General features: G+C 70.3%; 14 protein-coding genes. 8 read left to right on the top strand and 6 right to left on the bottom strand.

The annotated features are described in order from the left end of the window. Positions 1-73 precede the first annotated feature (73 nt). Entirely contained in the window at positions 74-1,717 is a 1,644-nt protein-coding gene (gene glgP / locus FWJ67_RS06140; protein ID WP_304171846.1) for an alpha-glucan family phosphorylase, read from the top strand. Positions 1,718-1,926: 209 nt separating this feature from the next. After that, positions 1,927-2,091 carry a hypothetical protein gene (locus FWJ67_RS06135; RefSeq protein ID WP_304171848.1) on the top strand — a complete coding sequence of 55 codons (165 nt, stop codon included), beginning with the start codon at positions 1,927-1,929 and terminating at the stop codon, positions 2,089-2,091. Positions 2,092-2,120: 29 nt separating this feature from the next. Here the strand turns inward: FWJ67_RS06135 and FWJ67_RS06130 are convergent, their stop codons facing one another. Then, a complete protein-coding gene (locus FWJ67_RS06130) occupies positions 2,121-3,212 on the bottom strand; it encodes a DUF763 domain-containing protein (protein WP_304171850.1) in 1,092 nt (363 codons plus the stop codon). A gap of 248 nt (positions 3,213-3,460) precedes the next feature. Between FWJ67_RS06130 and FWJ67_RS06125 the strand changes: the two genes are divergently transcribed. The 5 genes from FWJ67_RS06125 to FWJ67_RS06105 all read left to right on the top strand — a co-directional run bounded on the left by FWJ67_RS06125 (position 3,461) and on the right by FWJ67_RS06105 (position 8,133). Continuing rightward, positions 3,461-4,645 (top strand): ABC transporter substrate-binding protein, encoded by a 1,185-nt coding sequence (locus FWJ67_RS06125; RefSeq protein ID WP_304171852.1) that lies wholly within the window; start codon positions 3,461-3,463, stop codon positions 4,643-4,645. A gap of 127 nt (positions 4,646-4,772) precedes the next feature. Continuing rightward, positions 4,773-5,651, top strand: a complete 879-nt coding sequence (locus FWJ67_RS06120) for a branched-chain amino acid ABC transporter permease (RefSeq protein WP_304171854.1) — start codon at positions 4,773-4,775, stop codon at positions 5,649-5,651. A gap of 32 nt (positions 5,652-5,683) precedes the next feature. Next, positions 5,684-6,658 (top strand): branched-chain amino acid ABC transporter permease, encoded by a 975-nt coding sequence (locus FWJ67_RS06115; RefSeq protein ID WP_304171856.1) that lies wholly within the window; start codon positions 5,684-5,686, stop codon positions 6,656-6,658. After that, positions 6,636-7,346, top strand: coding sequence for an ABC transporter ATP-binding protein (locus FWJ67_RS06110; protein WP_414482636.1), 711 nt, complete (start codon positions 6,636-6,638; stop codon positions 7,344-7,346). Before FWJ67_RS06115 ends, FWJ67_RS06110 begins: the two co-directional genes overlap by 23 nt. Positions 7,347-7,428: 82 nt before the next feature. Beyond that, positions 7,429-8,133, top strand: a complete 705-nt coding sequence (locus tag FWJ67_RS06105) for an ABC transporter ATP-binding protein (protein ID WP_304171860.1) — start codon at positions 7,429-7,431, stop codon at positions 8,131-8,133. Between the two features lie 24 nt (positions 8,134-8,157). On the opposite strand, the gene FWJ67_RS06100 is transcribed toward FWJ67_RS06105, so the two are convergent. Then, on the bottom strand, positions 8,158-9,531 hold the full coding sequence (locus FWJ67_RS06100; protein WP_304171862.1) for an MmgE/PrpD family protein: 1,374 nt from the start codon (positions 9,529-9,531) through the stop codon (positions 8,158-8,160). 184 nt (positions 9,532-9,715) lie between these two features. On the opposite strand from FWJ67_RS06100, the gene FWJ67_RS06095 reads away from it, so the two are divergent. Further along, positions 9,716-10,684: a DMT family transporter gene (locus tag FWJ67_RS06095; protein WP_304171864.1), complete on the top strand. Its 969-nt coding sequence runs from the start codon at positions 9,716-9,718 to the stop codon at positions 10,682-10,684. Here FWJ67_RS06095 and FWJ67_RS06090 read toward each other — a convergent pair. The 4 genes from FWJ67_RS06090 to FWJ67_RS06075 all read right to left on the bottom strand — a co-directional run bounded on the left by FWJ67_RS06090 (position 10,619) and on the right by FWJ67_RS06075 (position 14,556). After that, a complete protein-coding gene (locus FWJ67_RS06090) occupies positions 10,619-11,128 on the bottom strand; it encodes a spore maturation protein (RefSeq protein WP_304171866.1) in 510 nt (169 codons plus the stop codon). The two genes, FWJ67_RS06095 and FWJ67_RS06090, sit on opposite strands and share 66 nt — an antisense overlap. Further along, on the bottom strand, positions 11,113-11,742 hold the full coding sequence (locus tag FWJ67_RS06085; RefSeq protein ID WP_304171868.1) for a nucleoside recognition domain-containing protein: 630 nt from the start codon (positions 11,740-11,742) through the stop codon (positions 11,113-11,115). Before FWJ67_RS06085 ends, FWJ67_RS06090 begins: the two co-directional genes overlap by 16 nt. Before the next feature lie 64 nt (positions 11,743-11,806). Then, a complete protein-coding gene (locus FWJ67_RS06080; RefSeq protein ID WP_304171870.1) occupies positions 11,807-13,654 on the bottom strand; it encodes a trypsin-like peptidase domain-containing protein in 1,848 nt (615 codons plus the stop codon). Positions 13,655-13,665: 11 nt separating this feature from the next. Beyond that, a complete protein-coding gene (locus tag FWJ67_RS06075) occupies positions 13,666-14,556 on the bottom strand; it encodes an isocitrate lyase/PEP mutase family protein (RefSeq protein WP_304171872.1) in 891 nt (296 codons plus the stop codon). Positions 14,557-14,606: the final 50 nt, after the last annotated feature.

Here is a 14,606-nt window from a genome sequence, read left to right as displayed (position 1 = left end):
TCGATTCCAGCCATTCCCGCGGGAGGCCCCGCCAGGTGGGAGTCACCCTACGGGGCGGAAGGGAGAGGTGGTCGTGGGCCGCCGAGACCAACCGCGCGTCGCCTTTTTCTGCATGGAGTACGGTTTGAGCTCCCGTTTCCCCATCTACTCGGGGGGCCTGGGGGTCCTGGCGGGGGATATCCTCAAGACCGCCCGGGATCTGGACCTGCCTCTGGTGGGCATCGGGATCCTCTGGCGCCAAGGGTACACCCGCCAACGGCTGGATGAGCACGGCTGGCCCCACGATGACTTCCCCCACTACACCCCCGACTTCTGCACCGACACCGGGGTGCGGGTGGAGGTGGCGATCCGGGGGGAGACGGTCCCCCTGAAGGTGTGGAAGACCGAGGCCTTCGAGAACGCCCCCCTCTACCTCCTGGATGCGGGTGCGCCCGACGAGCCCCACGGCTGGATCACCGGCCGGCTCTACAACGGCCACGGTCCGGCCCGGATCGCCCAGGAGATCGTCCTCGGCATCGGGGGCGTGCGGGCCCTGCGGGCCCTGGGCGAGGAGGTTCAGCTCTACCACTTCAACGAGGGGCATGCGGTCCTGGCGGGGACGGAGCTCATCCGGGAGAAGCGGCAGCGGGGGCTCTCTTTCCAGGCCGCCTGGGAGGCGACCCGGGACGAGGTGATCTTCACCACCCACACCCCTGTCATGGCGGGGAACGAGTCCCACCCCCTCCACCTCCTCCAGGAGATGGGCGCCTTCAACAGCCTGGCCTGGCACGAGATGGTGGCCCTGGGCGGGGACCCCTTCAACATGACGGTGGCCGGCCTGCGGCTCTCCAGCTTCGCCAACGGTGTCTCCAAGATGCACGGGGCGACGGCCCGGAAGATGTGGGAGGACGTGGAGGGGACGGCCCCCATCCTCTCCATCACCAACGGCGTCCACGTCCGGACCTGGCAGGATCCCCGGATCCGGCGGGCCTACGAGGCTGGGCAGGATCTGTGGGCCCCCCACATGCAGGCCAAGCGGGAGCTGATCGACGAGATCCGCCGCCGGACGGGCCAGACCTTCAACCCCGAGCGGCTCCTCATCGGCTTCTCTCGCCGGGCCGTCCCCTACAAGCGGCCCACCCTCATCTTCCAGCGGCCCGATGTGATCGAACCCCTCCTGGAAGACCAGACCATCCAGCTGGTCTTCGCGGGCAAGGCTCACCCTGAGGATCACGCGGGCAAGCAGCTGGTCCAGCACCTGTGGCGGATGAGCCGGCGCTTCCCCCAGGCGGTCGCCTTCCTGCCCGATTACGACATGGACCTGGGCGCCCTCCTCACCCGGGGGTGCGACGTCTGGCTGAACACGCCCCAGCGCCCCCTGGAGGCCTCGGGCACGTCGGGGATGAAGGCGGCCTTGAACGGCGTCCTCAACGTGAGCGTCTTGGACGGGTGGTGGCCGGAAGGGGTCCGGCACGGGGTGAATGGGTGGCAGATCGGCAGCGGGTACGAGGGCCCGGGGCAAGATGAGCAGGACCTGGTGAGCCTGATCGAGGTTCTGGTCGACGAGGTGATCCCCACCTTCTACGAGAACCCGACCCGCTGGCGGCAGATGATGCGGGAGAGCATCCGCTTGGCCGATGGGCGGTTCACCAGCGACCGGATGCTGGCCGAGTACCTCAACCTGATGTACCGGCCGGCGGCGGCCATCGTCCAGCGCTCGCCCCTCTTCCGGACCTGACGGAACCCGACGGATCCGATCCGACTCCGGAGATCCAACCCCGAAGGGCTCACAGGCGCGGCAAGCCGCTTGGACAGCCCATTGCCGCCCTCCCGCCTTCTTTCGCGCTGGGCGCATGGTAGAATACTTTTGAGGGAAGACCTTCATGCGCCAGGCGCCCCGGGGCGTCACGCGGCGCGCAGCCAAGCATCCCGAAAGGGGCTGAGACCGTGGGCTGGTTCCTTCTGCTCACGCTGCTGGGAGTGGGGATGACCTACTTCGGCCTGCGAGCCGGCCCCAGCGTCAGCCGCCGGCAGAAGCGGCAGTTCCTCTCCTATGGGCTCATCGTGGCCTGCATCGGCGCCATCGGCTTCTTGCTCACCCTCATCTTCTAGCGCGCCTTTTGAACCCACCGGGGCGGCCCTCACCGGGGCTTGAGCTGGGCCGAGTACCGGGCCAGCCGGCGCAGGGCGTGGAGCCGCTCGCTCCGGTCCACCCGAGCCTCTGCCAGAACCTGCTCCATCACCGTGATGGTCTCGTCGTACAGCTCCCGGTCCACCGGCCGGGGCGTCCCGTCTTTGCCGCCGTGGGCGAAGGTGTACCGCACCGGATCCCGGTAGCTGGGGGCGGCCCCGTAGGTGACCTCGGCCACCAAGGCCAGGGCCCGGAGGGTCTTGGGCCCCACCCCCGGCCGGCCCAAGAGCTCTTCGAAGCTTTCGGGCGGGGCCTGGTACAGCTCCAACAGGGCCCGCTCCAGGTAGGCGGCCCGGGGCACCTGGTGGGCCATGGGCAGCTGAAGGTGGCGGCCCGTCTCCACGATGCGGCGCAGCTCCCGCACCACCCGCTCCGGCGGCTCCTGAACCAGGGCGGTGGTGGTCTCCCGGCAGGCGGCGCTTTCGGCTGCCACCAGGTTGACGGGCCGGACCGTCCGGTCGCAGCAGACGGCCGCATGGGGCTCTTCAGTGAAGCGCTCCACCTCTTCGGAGAGCCAGTGGTAGCGGCGGGCCCACCGGCCCGCGGGTTCCATCCCCTGCTGGACCACCGCCCAGGCGCCGCTGGCGGTGAAGAAGAAGACGTGGTGGTAGAGCTGGAAGCCGTCCTGGAGGGCGGTGTTGTCCACCTTGGCCGCCAGGCGGCTGGCCCGCACCAGCTGGGGCCCGTCCACCGTCAGCCCGTCCTGCTCCACGTAGCTTTCGATCTCCTGAGGCGTCTTGCGGGAGGCGCCTCCTTTGCCGCCGGCCACATACAGCCCCAGCTCCCGCTGGAGCGGCCGGAGGCCCTCCTTCAGGGCCCCGCAGACGGTGGTGGTCACCCCTGAGGAGTGCCAGTCGAAGCCGAGAACGCACCCCAAGGCCTGAAACCAGTAGGGATCGGCCAGGCGCCGGAGGACCTCCTCGGCGCCGAACTCGTGGACCATCACCTCCACGATGGCCGCCCCCAACCGCTTCATCCGCTCGAAGAGCCAGCGGGGGCACCGGCCGCCGTGCAGGGGCAAGGTCGCCGCGGCGCGGGCCATCTCGTCACCCCCCGTGGATGAGGTCCCCCGAGGGGGACCCCGAACACCGATTCCCCGCGTCCGGCTCCGTTCCTGCCGGGCTGGCTGCACCAGACAGGAAAACGGCCATCAACTGGGCTTTGCCTTTCCGCCGCGCTCCACTCACAATTCTGGAAGCAGGAGTTTTTTAGAATTTGAGCGAAGATCGTCCCCAGCTTGGGCTTCTCATCCTCAGAGCCCTGGGGGCTCCGTGCAGGAGGTTGATCGGCTTGGTCCGCCTGTTGGCAACCCTGCTGGTCCTCGGCTTGGGCCTGCTGGCGCCCGCCAGCTCGGCCCAAGAGGGGATCGGGGTGGGTATCATCACGTCCCAGACGGGGCGGTTCGCCACCTTCGGGAGGATGCAGATGGCTGGCTACCAGGTGGCCTTGGACGAGATCAACGCCGCCGGCGGTGTCAAAGGCCAGCCCCTCCGCTTGATCATCGAGGATGATACCTCCAACCAGAATGCGGCCTTGGCCGCGGCCGAACGGCTGATCAACGCCGGCGTGCCCATGATCCTGGGTACCTACTCCAGCAGCATCAGCAAGCCCTTGGCCGCCTACGCGACCCGGCAGCGCATCCCCCTCATCGTCTCCGGCTCGGCCGCGGACGAGATCAACCGGCCCGGGTCGCCTTGGGTCTTCCGGGCCAAGACCAACGCTACCTCCTATGCTGTCTCCCTGCTCAACCTGGCTGACCATCTGGGCGGCATGGAGACCATCGCCATCCTCCACGGCAGCGGCGCCTTCGAGACCTCGGTGGCCGACGCTGCCGAGCGGATCGCCCGGGAGCGGGGCTACCGGGTGGTGGGGCGGGATGTCTACGATCGGGGCCTGACGGACTTCCGGCCCATCCTCAACCGGTTCCGGGCCCTGCAGCCCGACATCGTCTTCATGGTCTCCTACGAGGAAGACTCGGTGGCCATCATGCGGCAGGCGAAGGAGGTCAACCTGACGCCCAAGATGTTCGCCGGGGGCGCGGCGGGCTTCGCCCTCGACACCTTCATCCAGGGCGCGGGCGATGCCGCCGAGTTCGTCTTCAGCGCCACCTCCTGGACGCCCTCGGTCGCCTACCCGGGCGCTCAGGAGCTCTACCGGAAACTGGTGGAGGCCCTGGGCGGCGAGGAGCCCTCCTACCACGCGGCTGAAGCCTACATGGCTCTCATCGTCGCCGCCGACGCGCTCAACCGGGCCGCGTCCCTGGCCCCCGACGCCGTCCGGGAAGCCCTGAAGGCGACCAACCTCATGACGGCCGCGGGGCCCGTCACCTTCGCAGACTACGACGGGTTCATGAACCAAAACCCCCTCGAGATGGTGGTGGAGCAGGTGCAGGACGGCCGCTTCGTCACCGTCTACCCCTTTGAGATCGCAGCCGGTGCCGCGCGCTTCCCCACACCGGCGTGGGACCAGCGGTAGCCAGTCCGGCCCCTGGGGGTCGGAGCGCCGGGCGCGGGCGGCGCCGCAGGCGCCGCCCGCCGCCTTGACGTTGCCGGTGGGGGGCGGCCCGCCACCGGTCCTGGAAATGCGGAGAGAGGTTGGGTTGGTGGTGGAGGGCGTCATTAGTCTGGTCCAATCCCTGGTCAACGGCCTGCTGACCGGCGGCATCTACGCCATGGTGGGCATCGGCCTCAGCCTGGTCTTTGGTGTCATGCGGGTGATCAACTTCGCCCACGGGGAGTTCCTGGCCCTCGGCATGTACCTCACCCTCTGGCTCTTCCGGGCGACGGGGCTCGACCCGTTCTTGGCCATCCCCATCGTGGTGCTGGCCGGGGGCGCCTTGGGCTGGGTGACCAACCGCGTGCTGGTAGGGCCCATGGCCAGCGGGCCGGAGAAGGGCTACATCCTCATGACGGTGGGCATCGGCCTGGTGATCAGCAACGGCCTGCTCCTGGGATTCGGCGCCCATCCCCAGAGCATCTACACGAGCTACTCCACCGCCACGTTCCAGCTGGCGGGCGTCAGCTTCAGCCTGCCCCTCACCCTCTCCTTTGCCATCACGGTGGTGGTCATCGCGGCGCTCTACGGGATGCTCAACCGGACCGAGCTGGGACGGGCCATCCGGGCCACCGCCCAGAATCCAGCGGCCGCCGAACTGCAGGGGATCGACACCCAGCGGGTGCGGAATGCGGTCTTCGCCATCGGCGTGGCCCTCGCGTCCCTGGCGGGGGTCCTGCTCCTGCCCGTCCTTTACGTGATCCCCACGGTGGGCTCCGTCTTCACCCGGAAGGCTTTCGTGGTGACGGTTCTCGGCGGGATGGGCAACGTGCTCGGGGCCATCGGCGGGGGGCTCCTCCTGGGCGTCGCCGAGTCGCTGGGCGCCACCTACCTCTCCAGCGGGTACCGGGACGCCTTCGGCCTCATCGCCTTCCTGCTCGTGCTCCTCCTCCGCCCGGCCGGCCTCTTCGGGCGCTCCCAGGCATAATGCCGCGTCATGCCCAGTGAAGGAGGGACGGCATGGAGTCGCGCCTTCGCAGCCTGCTCAGCATCGGCGTCATCCTGCTTCTCATCGGGCTCTACCCGGCTGCCTTCCCCCGGCACCTGAACCTGGGGATCAGCATCGTCCTCTTCGGCGCCCTGGCCCTGGCCTGGGACATCGTGGGTGGGTGGGCGGGCCAGCTCTCGTTGGGCCACGCAGCCTTCATCGGGTTGGGGGCGTACGTGATGACCCTCCTGCTTCTCAACACGGGGCTCGCCCCCTGGGGGGGCTTCCTGGTGGCCTTGGCCACCGCGGTGGGGATAGCCTTGATCTGGGGCTGGATCACCTTTCGCCTGCGGGGCCCCTACTTCACCCTCTCCACCATCGCGGTGGCGGAGATCCTCCGGCTGGTCGCCGTCAACTGGCGCCAGGTGACGGGGGGCGCGCAGGGCCTGTTCATTTACGACATGCCCCCCTTCCTGGGACTGGACCTCTTCGACCGTTGGGTGGAGTTCTACCTGGCCCTGGGGCTTCTGGCCATCGCCCTCCTCATCGTCTGGTGGCTCAGCTGGAGCCGCTTCGGCTACGCCCTGCAGGCCATCCGGGAGGATGAGGACGCGGCCATGGCCATGGGGATCAACCCCACCCGATACAAGCTGGCCGCCTTCGCCATCAGCGGCGGGCTGACGGCGGCGGGCGGCGTGCTCTACGCCATCTTTCTCTCCTTCTTCGAGCCGTACGGGGTGTTGGAGATGGAGCTCTCCATTGAGCTGGCCCTCATGGCCATCATCGGCGGGACGGGCACCCTCTACGGGCCCCTCCTCGGAGCGGTCCTCCTGGAGGGGGCGGGCGACTGGCTGCGGATCACCCTGGGCGAGGCCAACCTCTTGGTCTACGGCCTTCTGATGATCCTCATCATCCGCTTCGCCCCCACCGGCGTTATGGGGACGGCCCGCACCCTCCTGCGCCGGCAGAGGAGGTGGCTGGGCGTTGGCGCTCCTGCACGCCGCTAAGGTAACGGTCCGCTTCGGGGGGCTCACCGCGCTCAAGGATGTGGACCTGACCATGGAGGCAGGGGAGATCGTAGGCCTCATCGGCCCCAACGGCGCGGGCAAGACCACCTTCTTCAACGCCCTGAGCGGCTTCGTCCGGCCCTCCGCCGGCAGCCTCACCTTCCTGGGGGAGGAGGTGACGGGGCTCCCGCCCTATGAGCTGGCTCGCCGGGGGGTGGGGCGGACCTTCCAGATTGTCAAGCCCTTCCCCCAGCTCACCGTGCTGGAGAACGTCCTGGTGGGGGCCTACCTCCGCCACCCCGACCGGGCCGGGGCCCTCCGCTGGGCCCTGGAGGTGCTGGAACAGGTGGAGCTGGCCGACCGGCGGGATTCCCTCGCCTCCGACCTGACCCTGGCCGGTCGGAAACGCCTGGAGATCGCCCGGGCCCTGGCCACCCAGCCCCGCCTGCTGCTCCTGGACGAGGTGGTGGCCGGCCTCAACCCGGCGGAAGCGGCCCAGACGGTCGAGCTGATCCGACGCATCCGGGACCAGGGCATCACCATCCTCATGGTGGAGCACATCATGCAGGTCATCATGGGGATCTCCGACCGGATCGTGGTCCTCCACCACGGGGTGAAGATCGCGGAAGGAGCGCCGGCGGAGGTCGCCCGGGATCCGGCGGTGATCGAAGCGTACCTGGGCACGTGAGGCCCGAGGCCAGGAGGCCGGGCCCGGCGGCTCCCAAGCGGCGCTCCAAGCCCACCGGCGCACCACCAAGGAGGCAGCAGCCATGCTGGAGGTTCGCGAGATCGACGCCTTCTATGGCCCCGTCCAGGTCCTCTGGGAGGTCTCCTTCCGGGTGGAGGCGGGCGAGCTGGTCACCTTAGTGGGGGCCAACGGCGCCGGCAAGACCACCACCCTCCGGGTCTTGAGCGGGCTCCTCCACCCCCGGCGGGGCCAGGTTCTTTTCGAAGGGAAGCCCATCCACCACCTGCCCGCCCACCGGGTGACGGACCTGGGCCTGGCCCTCATCCCCGAGGGCCGCCAGCTCTTTCCCGACATGACCGTGGAGGAGAACCTCCTCACAGGCTCCTACCTGCCCCGGGCCCGCCGCTCCCGAGCGGAGAGCCTGGCCCGGGTCTATCAGGCCTTTCCCCGCTTGAAAGAACGCCGCCACCAGCTGGCCGGGTCCCTCTCGGGGGGCGAGCAGCAGATGCTGGCCATCGGGCGGGCCCTCATGAGCCAGCCCCGGCTCCTCATGCTGGATGAGCCCTCCTTGGGCCTCGCGCCCTTGCTGGTGAAGGAGGTCTTCCGGATCGTGGAGGAGATCCGCGCCCAAGGGGTGACGGTCCTCTTGGTGGAGCAGAACGTCACCCAGGCCCTGGCCGTGGCGGACCGGGCCTACGTCTTGGAGAACGGGCGCATCACCCTGGAGGGCTCGGGCCCGGAGCTCTTGGGCGACGAGCGGGTACGGGCGGCATACTTGGGGATCTAAGCCCGGGAACCGCCAGTCGCCTCCTCACACCCCAAGCCGCAACGGCGCCAGCAGCTCCTCGAGATTGTTCAGAGCCTCCAGGCGCTCCACCGCCCGGAAGAAGGCCCTGGCCCGCTCCTCCGGGAGGGAAGGCCCCGTGAGGCTCAGGAACTTGGCCTCCACGGCGTCCTGGTCCATGGGGTTGTGGTGGTGGCCCAGAGGCGCCTCGACCCGCTCGGTGTAGGTCCGGCCGGCGGCGGTCACCGCCACCTCCGTGGGAATCCAGTCCGGGTAGCGGGCGGTGAACTCGGGGGCCTCCACCACCTCGATCCGTTGGATGAGGGCGTGCAGCTCGGGATCCCGCACCCGTTCGGGAGTGAAGGTGGCCGGGGTGATGTCGCCATCGACCAGCGCCGCGGCGACCAGGTAGGGCATGGAGTGGTCCGCCGTCTCCCGGGTGGTGGGGTGCCACTTCTCGGGCTCGCCCCCGATGATCTCCACCGCCACCTTGAAGGTGCGGATGACGACCCGCTCCACGGCCCCCGCTTCAAGCCCATCGGCGGCCATCTGCTCCCGGACGGTCAGGGCCGCCTCGATGGCCGCCTGGGAGTGGTACTCGGCCGGGAAGTGCTTGATGTCCGTATCGAGGAGCTTGAAGCGGCCGCCCTCCCCGCCGAAGGGGGGTAGCTCCAGGGGCCCTGAGACCTGCCGGATGAACCCCCGGAAACCGTCGAAGACCTCCTCCGGCCCCGTCATCCCCGCCCGGGCCAGGTACGCGGCGAAGAGGCCGTTCCGGGCCGCGTTGGCAAAGGCGGCTCCCTTCCACATGGAGAGCTGACCCACCCGGGTCTGGCGGAGCGCGATGTTGGGCGTGGCCGCCAGGGCCAGGGCTTCCCGGGTGGTGGCGGCGTCCAGGCCCAGCACCCGGGCCGCCCCCGCCGCCGCAGAGATGGCGCCGTACGTGACGTGGTCCCAGCCCCGATCCCGGATGCAGGCGGCGTCGGCCAGCCGGGCCAGGATCTCGTAACTCACCACCAGACCCTCCAGAAGCTCCCGGCCCCCCTTCCCTTCGGCCTGGGCGGCGGCCAGGACCGCGGCCAGGTTGTCGCTGGGGTGGCACGCCTCCTTGGAGAGGTAGGTGTCGTTGGCGTCCAGGTACCGAATCATCGCCCCGTTGGCGAAGGCGGCCAGGTCCGCGGCGGTACGGAAGCCCTCCCCCACCACCTCGGCCTGGGGGTTGCCGCCCAACTCCCGGGCCACCCGCCGAGCCACCTGGCTGGTGTCGGCGTCGAAGGCGGCCACCGCACACCCCAGGCTGTCCAGGACCCGCAGCTTGGCCTGGGCAATCACCTCCTGGGGGATCTGGTCGAAGGTGAGCCCGGCCGTGTACTGGGCCAGGCACTGGGAAAGATCCGGCACAGCCCACCCACCTCCGAAATGGCCGAATTATCCATCTCCTCGTGCAAAGAAGAGTTCTCCGCCGCCGCGCGGGACCCTGCCGGGCGCCTGGGGGACAGGCGAGGCTGAGGAGGGGTGGAGGAACCTGGACGCCCGGGCCGGGCCGTGCTAGAATGGCTCCACCGTACGGTCGGAGAGGGACGCCATGACCGGGTACCGTCTTCCGTCATCGGCCTTCTTCCGGGGCGCGCTGCCCGTCTTGGCCGCCGCCACCCTCTGGGGCACCCTTGGCCTCTTCGGCAAGCGCCTCTACCAGGCGGGCCTCTCGCCGGTGGAGGTGGTGAGCGTCCGGGCGGCCGTCGCTTTCCTGGGCCTGGCCCTCTGGATGCTCCCCCGGGCGGGCCGCCTGCGGATCCGCTGGCGGGACCTACCCTTCTTCGCCGCCTACGGGCTGATCAGCATCGGCCTCTTCTACGTCTTGTACTTTGCCGCCATCGAGGCCGCCCCCGTCTCGGTGGCCGCCGCCCTCCTCTACACCGCGCCCGCCTGGGTGGTGCTCCTCACCTGGCTCTTGGGGGGCGCCCGTCCGGGCGTGGGGGAGCTGACGGCCTTGGGCCTCGCCCTCGTGGGCGTCTTCTTGGTGACCGGCGCGGGGCAGGCCCTCCTTGGCGGGGAGAGCCTCTCGGCCCGGGCGGTGGCCCTCGGCTTGGGTTCAGGCCTCACCTACGGGCTGTACAGCATCTTCGGCAAGCGAGCCCTGCGGCGCTACCCGCCGGAGACCGCAGTCTTCTACGCCTTCGCCTTCGGGGCTCTGGCCCTGGCGGTGGCGGCACCCCCCTGGCAAGCTCTGGCCCACCACCGGGAGGTCTGGGGGCTCCTGGTCCTGCTGGGGCTCGTCCCCACCCTGGGCGCCTACCTCCTCTACACCTGGGGACTCTCCGCCCTGCCCGCCCCCACCGCCAGCCTGCTGGCCACCATCGAGCCAGTGGCGGCCTCCACCCTGGGCGTGCTCTTCTTGGGCGAACCTCTTCAGGCCGATCGGATCCTGGGGGTCCTGCTGGTGGTGGGAGCGGCGGGGCTCCTGGCCGGTTCGGGCCGGCGGGCTCCGTCAGAAGAAGGTCCGGCCCGCCCAACCGGCGGCGACAAAGCCCACCAGATCCCCGAGCAGGCATAAGGGCAGGGCGTACCGGGAGCGCTTCACCCCCGCCGCCCCCAGGTAGACGGTGAGGACGTAAAAGGTGGTCTCGGAGCTCCCCTCCATGATGGAGGCGGTCCGGCCCACCAGGGAGTCGGGGCCGTGCTCCCGCAAGATATCGGCCACCAGCCCCATGGCCGCCCCGCCGGAGAAGGGCCGGATGAGCATCAGGGGGAAGAGCTCGACGGGCAGGCGCAGGAGCTGGGCCAGGGGCGCCAGGGTCTCGGCCACCAGATCCATCACGCCGCCCGCCTGAAAGAGCCCCACCCCCACGTAGATGGCCATGATGAAGGGCAGGATGCGCAGGCCCATCTGGGCCCCTTCCAGGGCCCCGTCAACGAAGGCGTCCAGTAGGTCCACCCGCCGGGCCAGACCCACCAGCAGAATGGTGCTCACCAGAACAGGGATCACCCAGCCCGCCATAGGCGGCCTCCCCTCGGGGGCGGCAGGCTCGGCCGGCGGGGGTCCACCTGGCGGATCACCCAGTCGACCGCCAGGACCACGCCCAGGGGGATGGCGGTGGCCACAATGGAGGGGACCACAATATCACCGGGGTTGGCGGCGCCCGCCGCGGCCCGCAGGGCGATGGCCGTTGACGGCACCAGACCGATGGCCGCGCTGTTAAGGGCGAGGAAGGTGATCATGGCCTGGCTCGCCTCGCCGGGACGGGGATTGAGGCGGCTCAGCTCCTGCATGGTCTTCAGCCCGAAGGGGGTGGCCGCGTTGGCCAGGCCGAGGAAGTTGGCCGCCAGGTTGAGGGCCATGGCGCTGAAGGCCGGGTGGCCCTTGGGCACCGTTGGGAAAAGGGGCCGCACCAAAGGCTGGATGCAGCGGGCCAGAAGCTCCAGCACCCCCGCCCGCTCGGCGATGCGGCTGAGGCCGAACCAGAGCATGATGTAGATGAGCACCTGCAGGCCTGTCTGGAAGCCCGCCGCGGCTTGGGAGAAGAAGCTCTGGGTGAGGGAGGTCCCAGCCCCCCGGACCAGGCCCATGGCAAACCCCGAGAGGATCATCGCCGCCCAGAGCCAGTTGACCACGGACCCGCCCCCTTCCGCGCCCCGATCTTATGCGGGGCGGGGGCGGGCCATGCCCCCGGACGGCCTAGGGACGAGCCGGTGACCCGGCGGGAGCATCGGCCGGCGGGTCGGAAGCCTCGGAGCCTTCCGGGTTCCATCCAAAGAAGGTGGCGCCGTGGGCCCTCAGGAGCTGCCGCCACTCCTCAGGGATGAGGGAGACGGGACGGGCGTAGTTCTGCTTCTCGAAAGTCTCCCAGTCGATGCGGGTGTCGGACGGGACGCCCACCAAGCGGGCCTCGGGCAGGCGGATGAGGGCGCCGCCCGAGTGGCCCGCCTCGATGGCCGCGTCCGTCTGAAGGAGGACCCGCCGGCCGCCCTCTAGGGTGAACCCCGAGAGGATCCCCCGGGTGAGGCTCAAGGGGATCCGGCCGGCGGTCTGGGCGATGGCGGGATAGCCCAGCACCATCACCTCATCCCCCAGGCGGACCCCGTCGGGCGAGAGATCGACGGGGATCCAGGGGAAGATGGGCCCCCGCACAGGCAGGCCGTTCAGGTCATGGGTGATCTGGAGGAGCGCCAGATCGTACTCGGGCAGGGTGCGGACCACCTCGGCCACGAAGTACTGGGTGGCCGCCCCCCGGGCCTCGTGGGCCAGCCCCACCACCAGCTCCACCGGCTCCCCCCGCTCGTCCCGGAGCAGGTCCCCCTCGCAGCCGAAGAGCTCGCCGGTGTAGCGGCACTCCCCCACCACGTGGTAGTTGGTCAGGATGAAGCCGTCGGGGGTGAGGAGGGTGCCTGAGGCGCTCCCTTCGGGGGTGGAGATCTGGACCGTCGCCCGGATGGCCCGCTCCAGGGGGTTCAAGGCGGCGATCACTTGGGGCAGAGGCGGCTTGTACTCGGGGTAGGGCGGGAGGGGCCGGTCGAAGGCCACCTCGATCTCGTACCCGATGGAGACGGGCTCCCAGTTGACCACCCCCACCAGCCACCGCCGGGGGCCACCGGCCTCCAGGACCACCTCCAGCCGCTCGTTCTCCCGGCCGGTCATGGCCTTGAAGGGGAAGTCCCCCACCCCCGGCTCCACGGGGTCCTCGGGGGTGGCCACCAAGTCCAGGGGCCCCGTGGCGTTGAAGAGGCCCACCTCGAAGCGGTCCTGCCCTTCAGGCAGCTCCACCAGCCAGAAGTGGATCAGCTCCGTCGCCCCCACCCGGCCCGACCGGCGGAGCCCCGGCTGGAGCGCCCCTTGGGTGGGCGGCGTCGCCGCGCCCCTCGGATTGGCGCTGGGGGCGGCCACCAGGCCCCGGGCGCTGGGCCCCTCGCCAGGGCCCCGGGCGGGTGGGCGGGGCAGGCTGGGGGTCGGCTGGCGCCCCTCCTCCCCACGCCAGCCCGGCTCGCTCCCGCTCCAGGCCTCTTCCAGGGTGAAGGCCAGCTGGTAGGTGCCCCGCTGCCAGCTCAAAGCGGTGTTGGCCAGCACCTGGTAGCGGCCGCTGGCCGGCGCGGTGAGGCGGATGCGGGCGTCGTAGGGGCCGGGGCCCGAGTCATCGTCCCGGGCCAAAAATTGGGCGTCGGGACCGAAAAGCCAAAGGTACGGGTCCACCTGGTCCGAGCGCATCTCCAGGATGATCACCTGGCCTTGGTCCGCCTCGAACCAGTAGGCGTGGAAGGGGGTGTCGTCGTCCAGCCGGGGGTCATGGACGGTCAGGGTCCGCTCCAGCCGCACCCCGGGCCAGAGGCGTTCCCCCCAGCCCACCCGCTCCAGTTCGGGCGAGGCGCCGGCGCCCAGAGCTTCGGCGGGCGGGGGCCCGGCATCGGGAGGAACGGGCGCGGCTTGCCCCGAGGCGACCCCCCCGGCCACGCCGGCCGCCAGCAGCCAGACGGCCAGCCCCGCCACCACCCATGGGCCGCCCCGTCCCCTCAGCCCGTCCCTTCGGTTCATCTGCGTCACCCCTACCGACGATCCGTCCCCTCCAGGTACCGCCGCTCGAGGGCCTCCACCTCAGGCAACCCCACGATCTGGTCCCGCTCGGTGAAGCCGGCCATCTCCCCCACGAGGGGGGTCGTCTCCCCCCGTTCCCGCAAGAGGCGGGCCGCCCGCTGCATCCCCCAGATGGCCGCCCGCTGCAGGTCCGAGGGGACGATCATCAACCGGTACCCCAACGCCTCCAGCCGGGCTTTGGGAACCAGGGGGGTCTTGCCCCCGTGGAACATGTTGACCAAGAGCGGGATCCCCGCCAGTTCCTGCCCGATCCGCTCCAGCTCCGCCTCGGAGCGGGGCGCCTCGATGAAGATTATCTCGGCCCCCGCCTCGAAGTAGAGCCGGCCCCGCCGGATGGCCTCCTCCAACCCCACGGCCGAGCGGGCGTCGGTCCGGGCGATGATCAGGAGGTTGGGGTCTTGCCGGGCGTCGAGGGCCGCCCGGATCTTCCGGACCATAGCCTCCGCCTCGATCAGCTGGTGGCCCTGGTAGTGGCCGCACTTCTTGGGCGTCACCTGGTCCTCCAGGTGGATGGCGGCGGCCCCGGCCCGCTCCAGGGTCCGGACGGTCCGGATGACGTTCAGCTCGTTCCCGTACCCTGTATCGGCATCGACCACCAGCGGCCCAGAGGTGACCGCCCGGATCTCCTCGACCCGTTTGGCCGTCTCGGTCAGGGAGACCAGCCCCACGTCGGGAAGGCCCATGCTGCGGGCCACCGCCCCGCCTGAGACGTAGAGCACCTCAAAGCCGGCCTGCTCGGCGATCCGGGCCGAGAGGCCGTCATAGACGCCGGGAGCGACCAGGAGCCGGCCCGCCGCCAGCAGCTCCCGCAGGCGGGCCGGCCCTGCCATCGGTTGGAGCACCCTTGGCCCTCCTCTGATCGGGCCCCGCCGGGCCCCGAATGGCACCGCCT

This window comes from Limnochorda sp. (assembly GCF_047459355.1).
GTDB lineage: Bacteria > Bacillota > Limnochordia > Limnochordales > Limnochordaceae > Limnochorda.
This window is presented reverse-complemented; position numbering and strand designations above follow the sequence as displayed.

Coding starts and splice junctions, on each gene's coding strand:
- FWJ67_RS06130 (WP_304171850.1), bottom strand. CDS start 3,212: ATGGCCCGCGCCGCGGCGACCTTGCCCCTGCACGGCGGCCGGTGCCCC.
- FWJ67_RS06095 (WP_304171864.1), top strand. CDS start 9,716: ATGACCGGGTACCGTCTTCCGTCATCGGCCTTCTTCCGGGGCGCGCTG.
- FWJ67_RS06090 (WP_304171866.1), bottom strand. CDS start 11,128: ATGGCGGGCTGGGTGATCCCTGTTCTGGTGAGCACCATTCTGCTGGTG.
- FWJ67_RS06080 (WP_304171870.1), bottom strand. CDS start 13,654: ATGAACCGAAGGGACGGGCTGAGGGGACGGGGCGGCCCATGGGTGGTG.
- FWJ67_RS06105 (WP_304171860.1), top strand. CDS start 7,429: ATGCTGGAGGTTCGCGAGATCGACGCCTTCTATGGCCCCGTCCAGGTC.
- FWJ67_RS06115 (WP_304171856.1), top strand. CDS start 5,684: ATGGAGTCGCGCCTTCGCAGCCTGCTCAGCATCGGCGTCATCCTGCTT.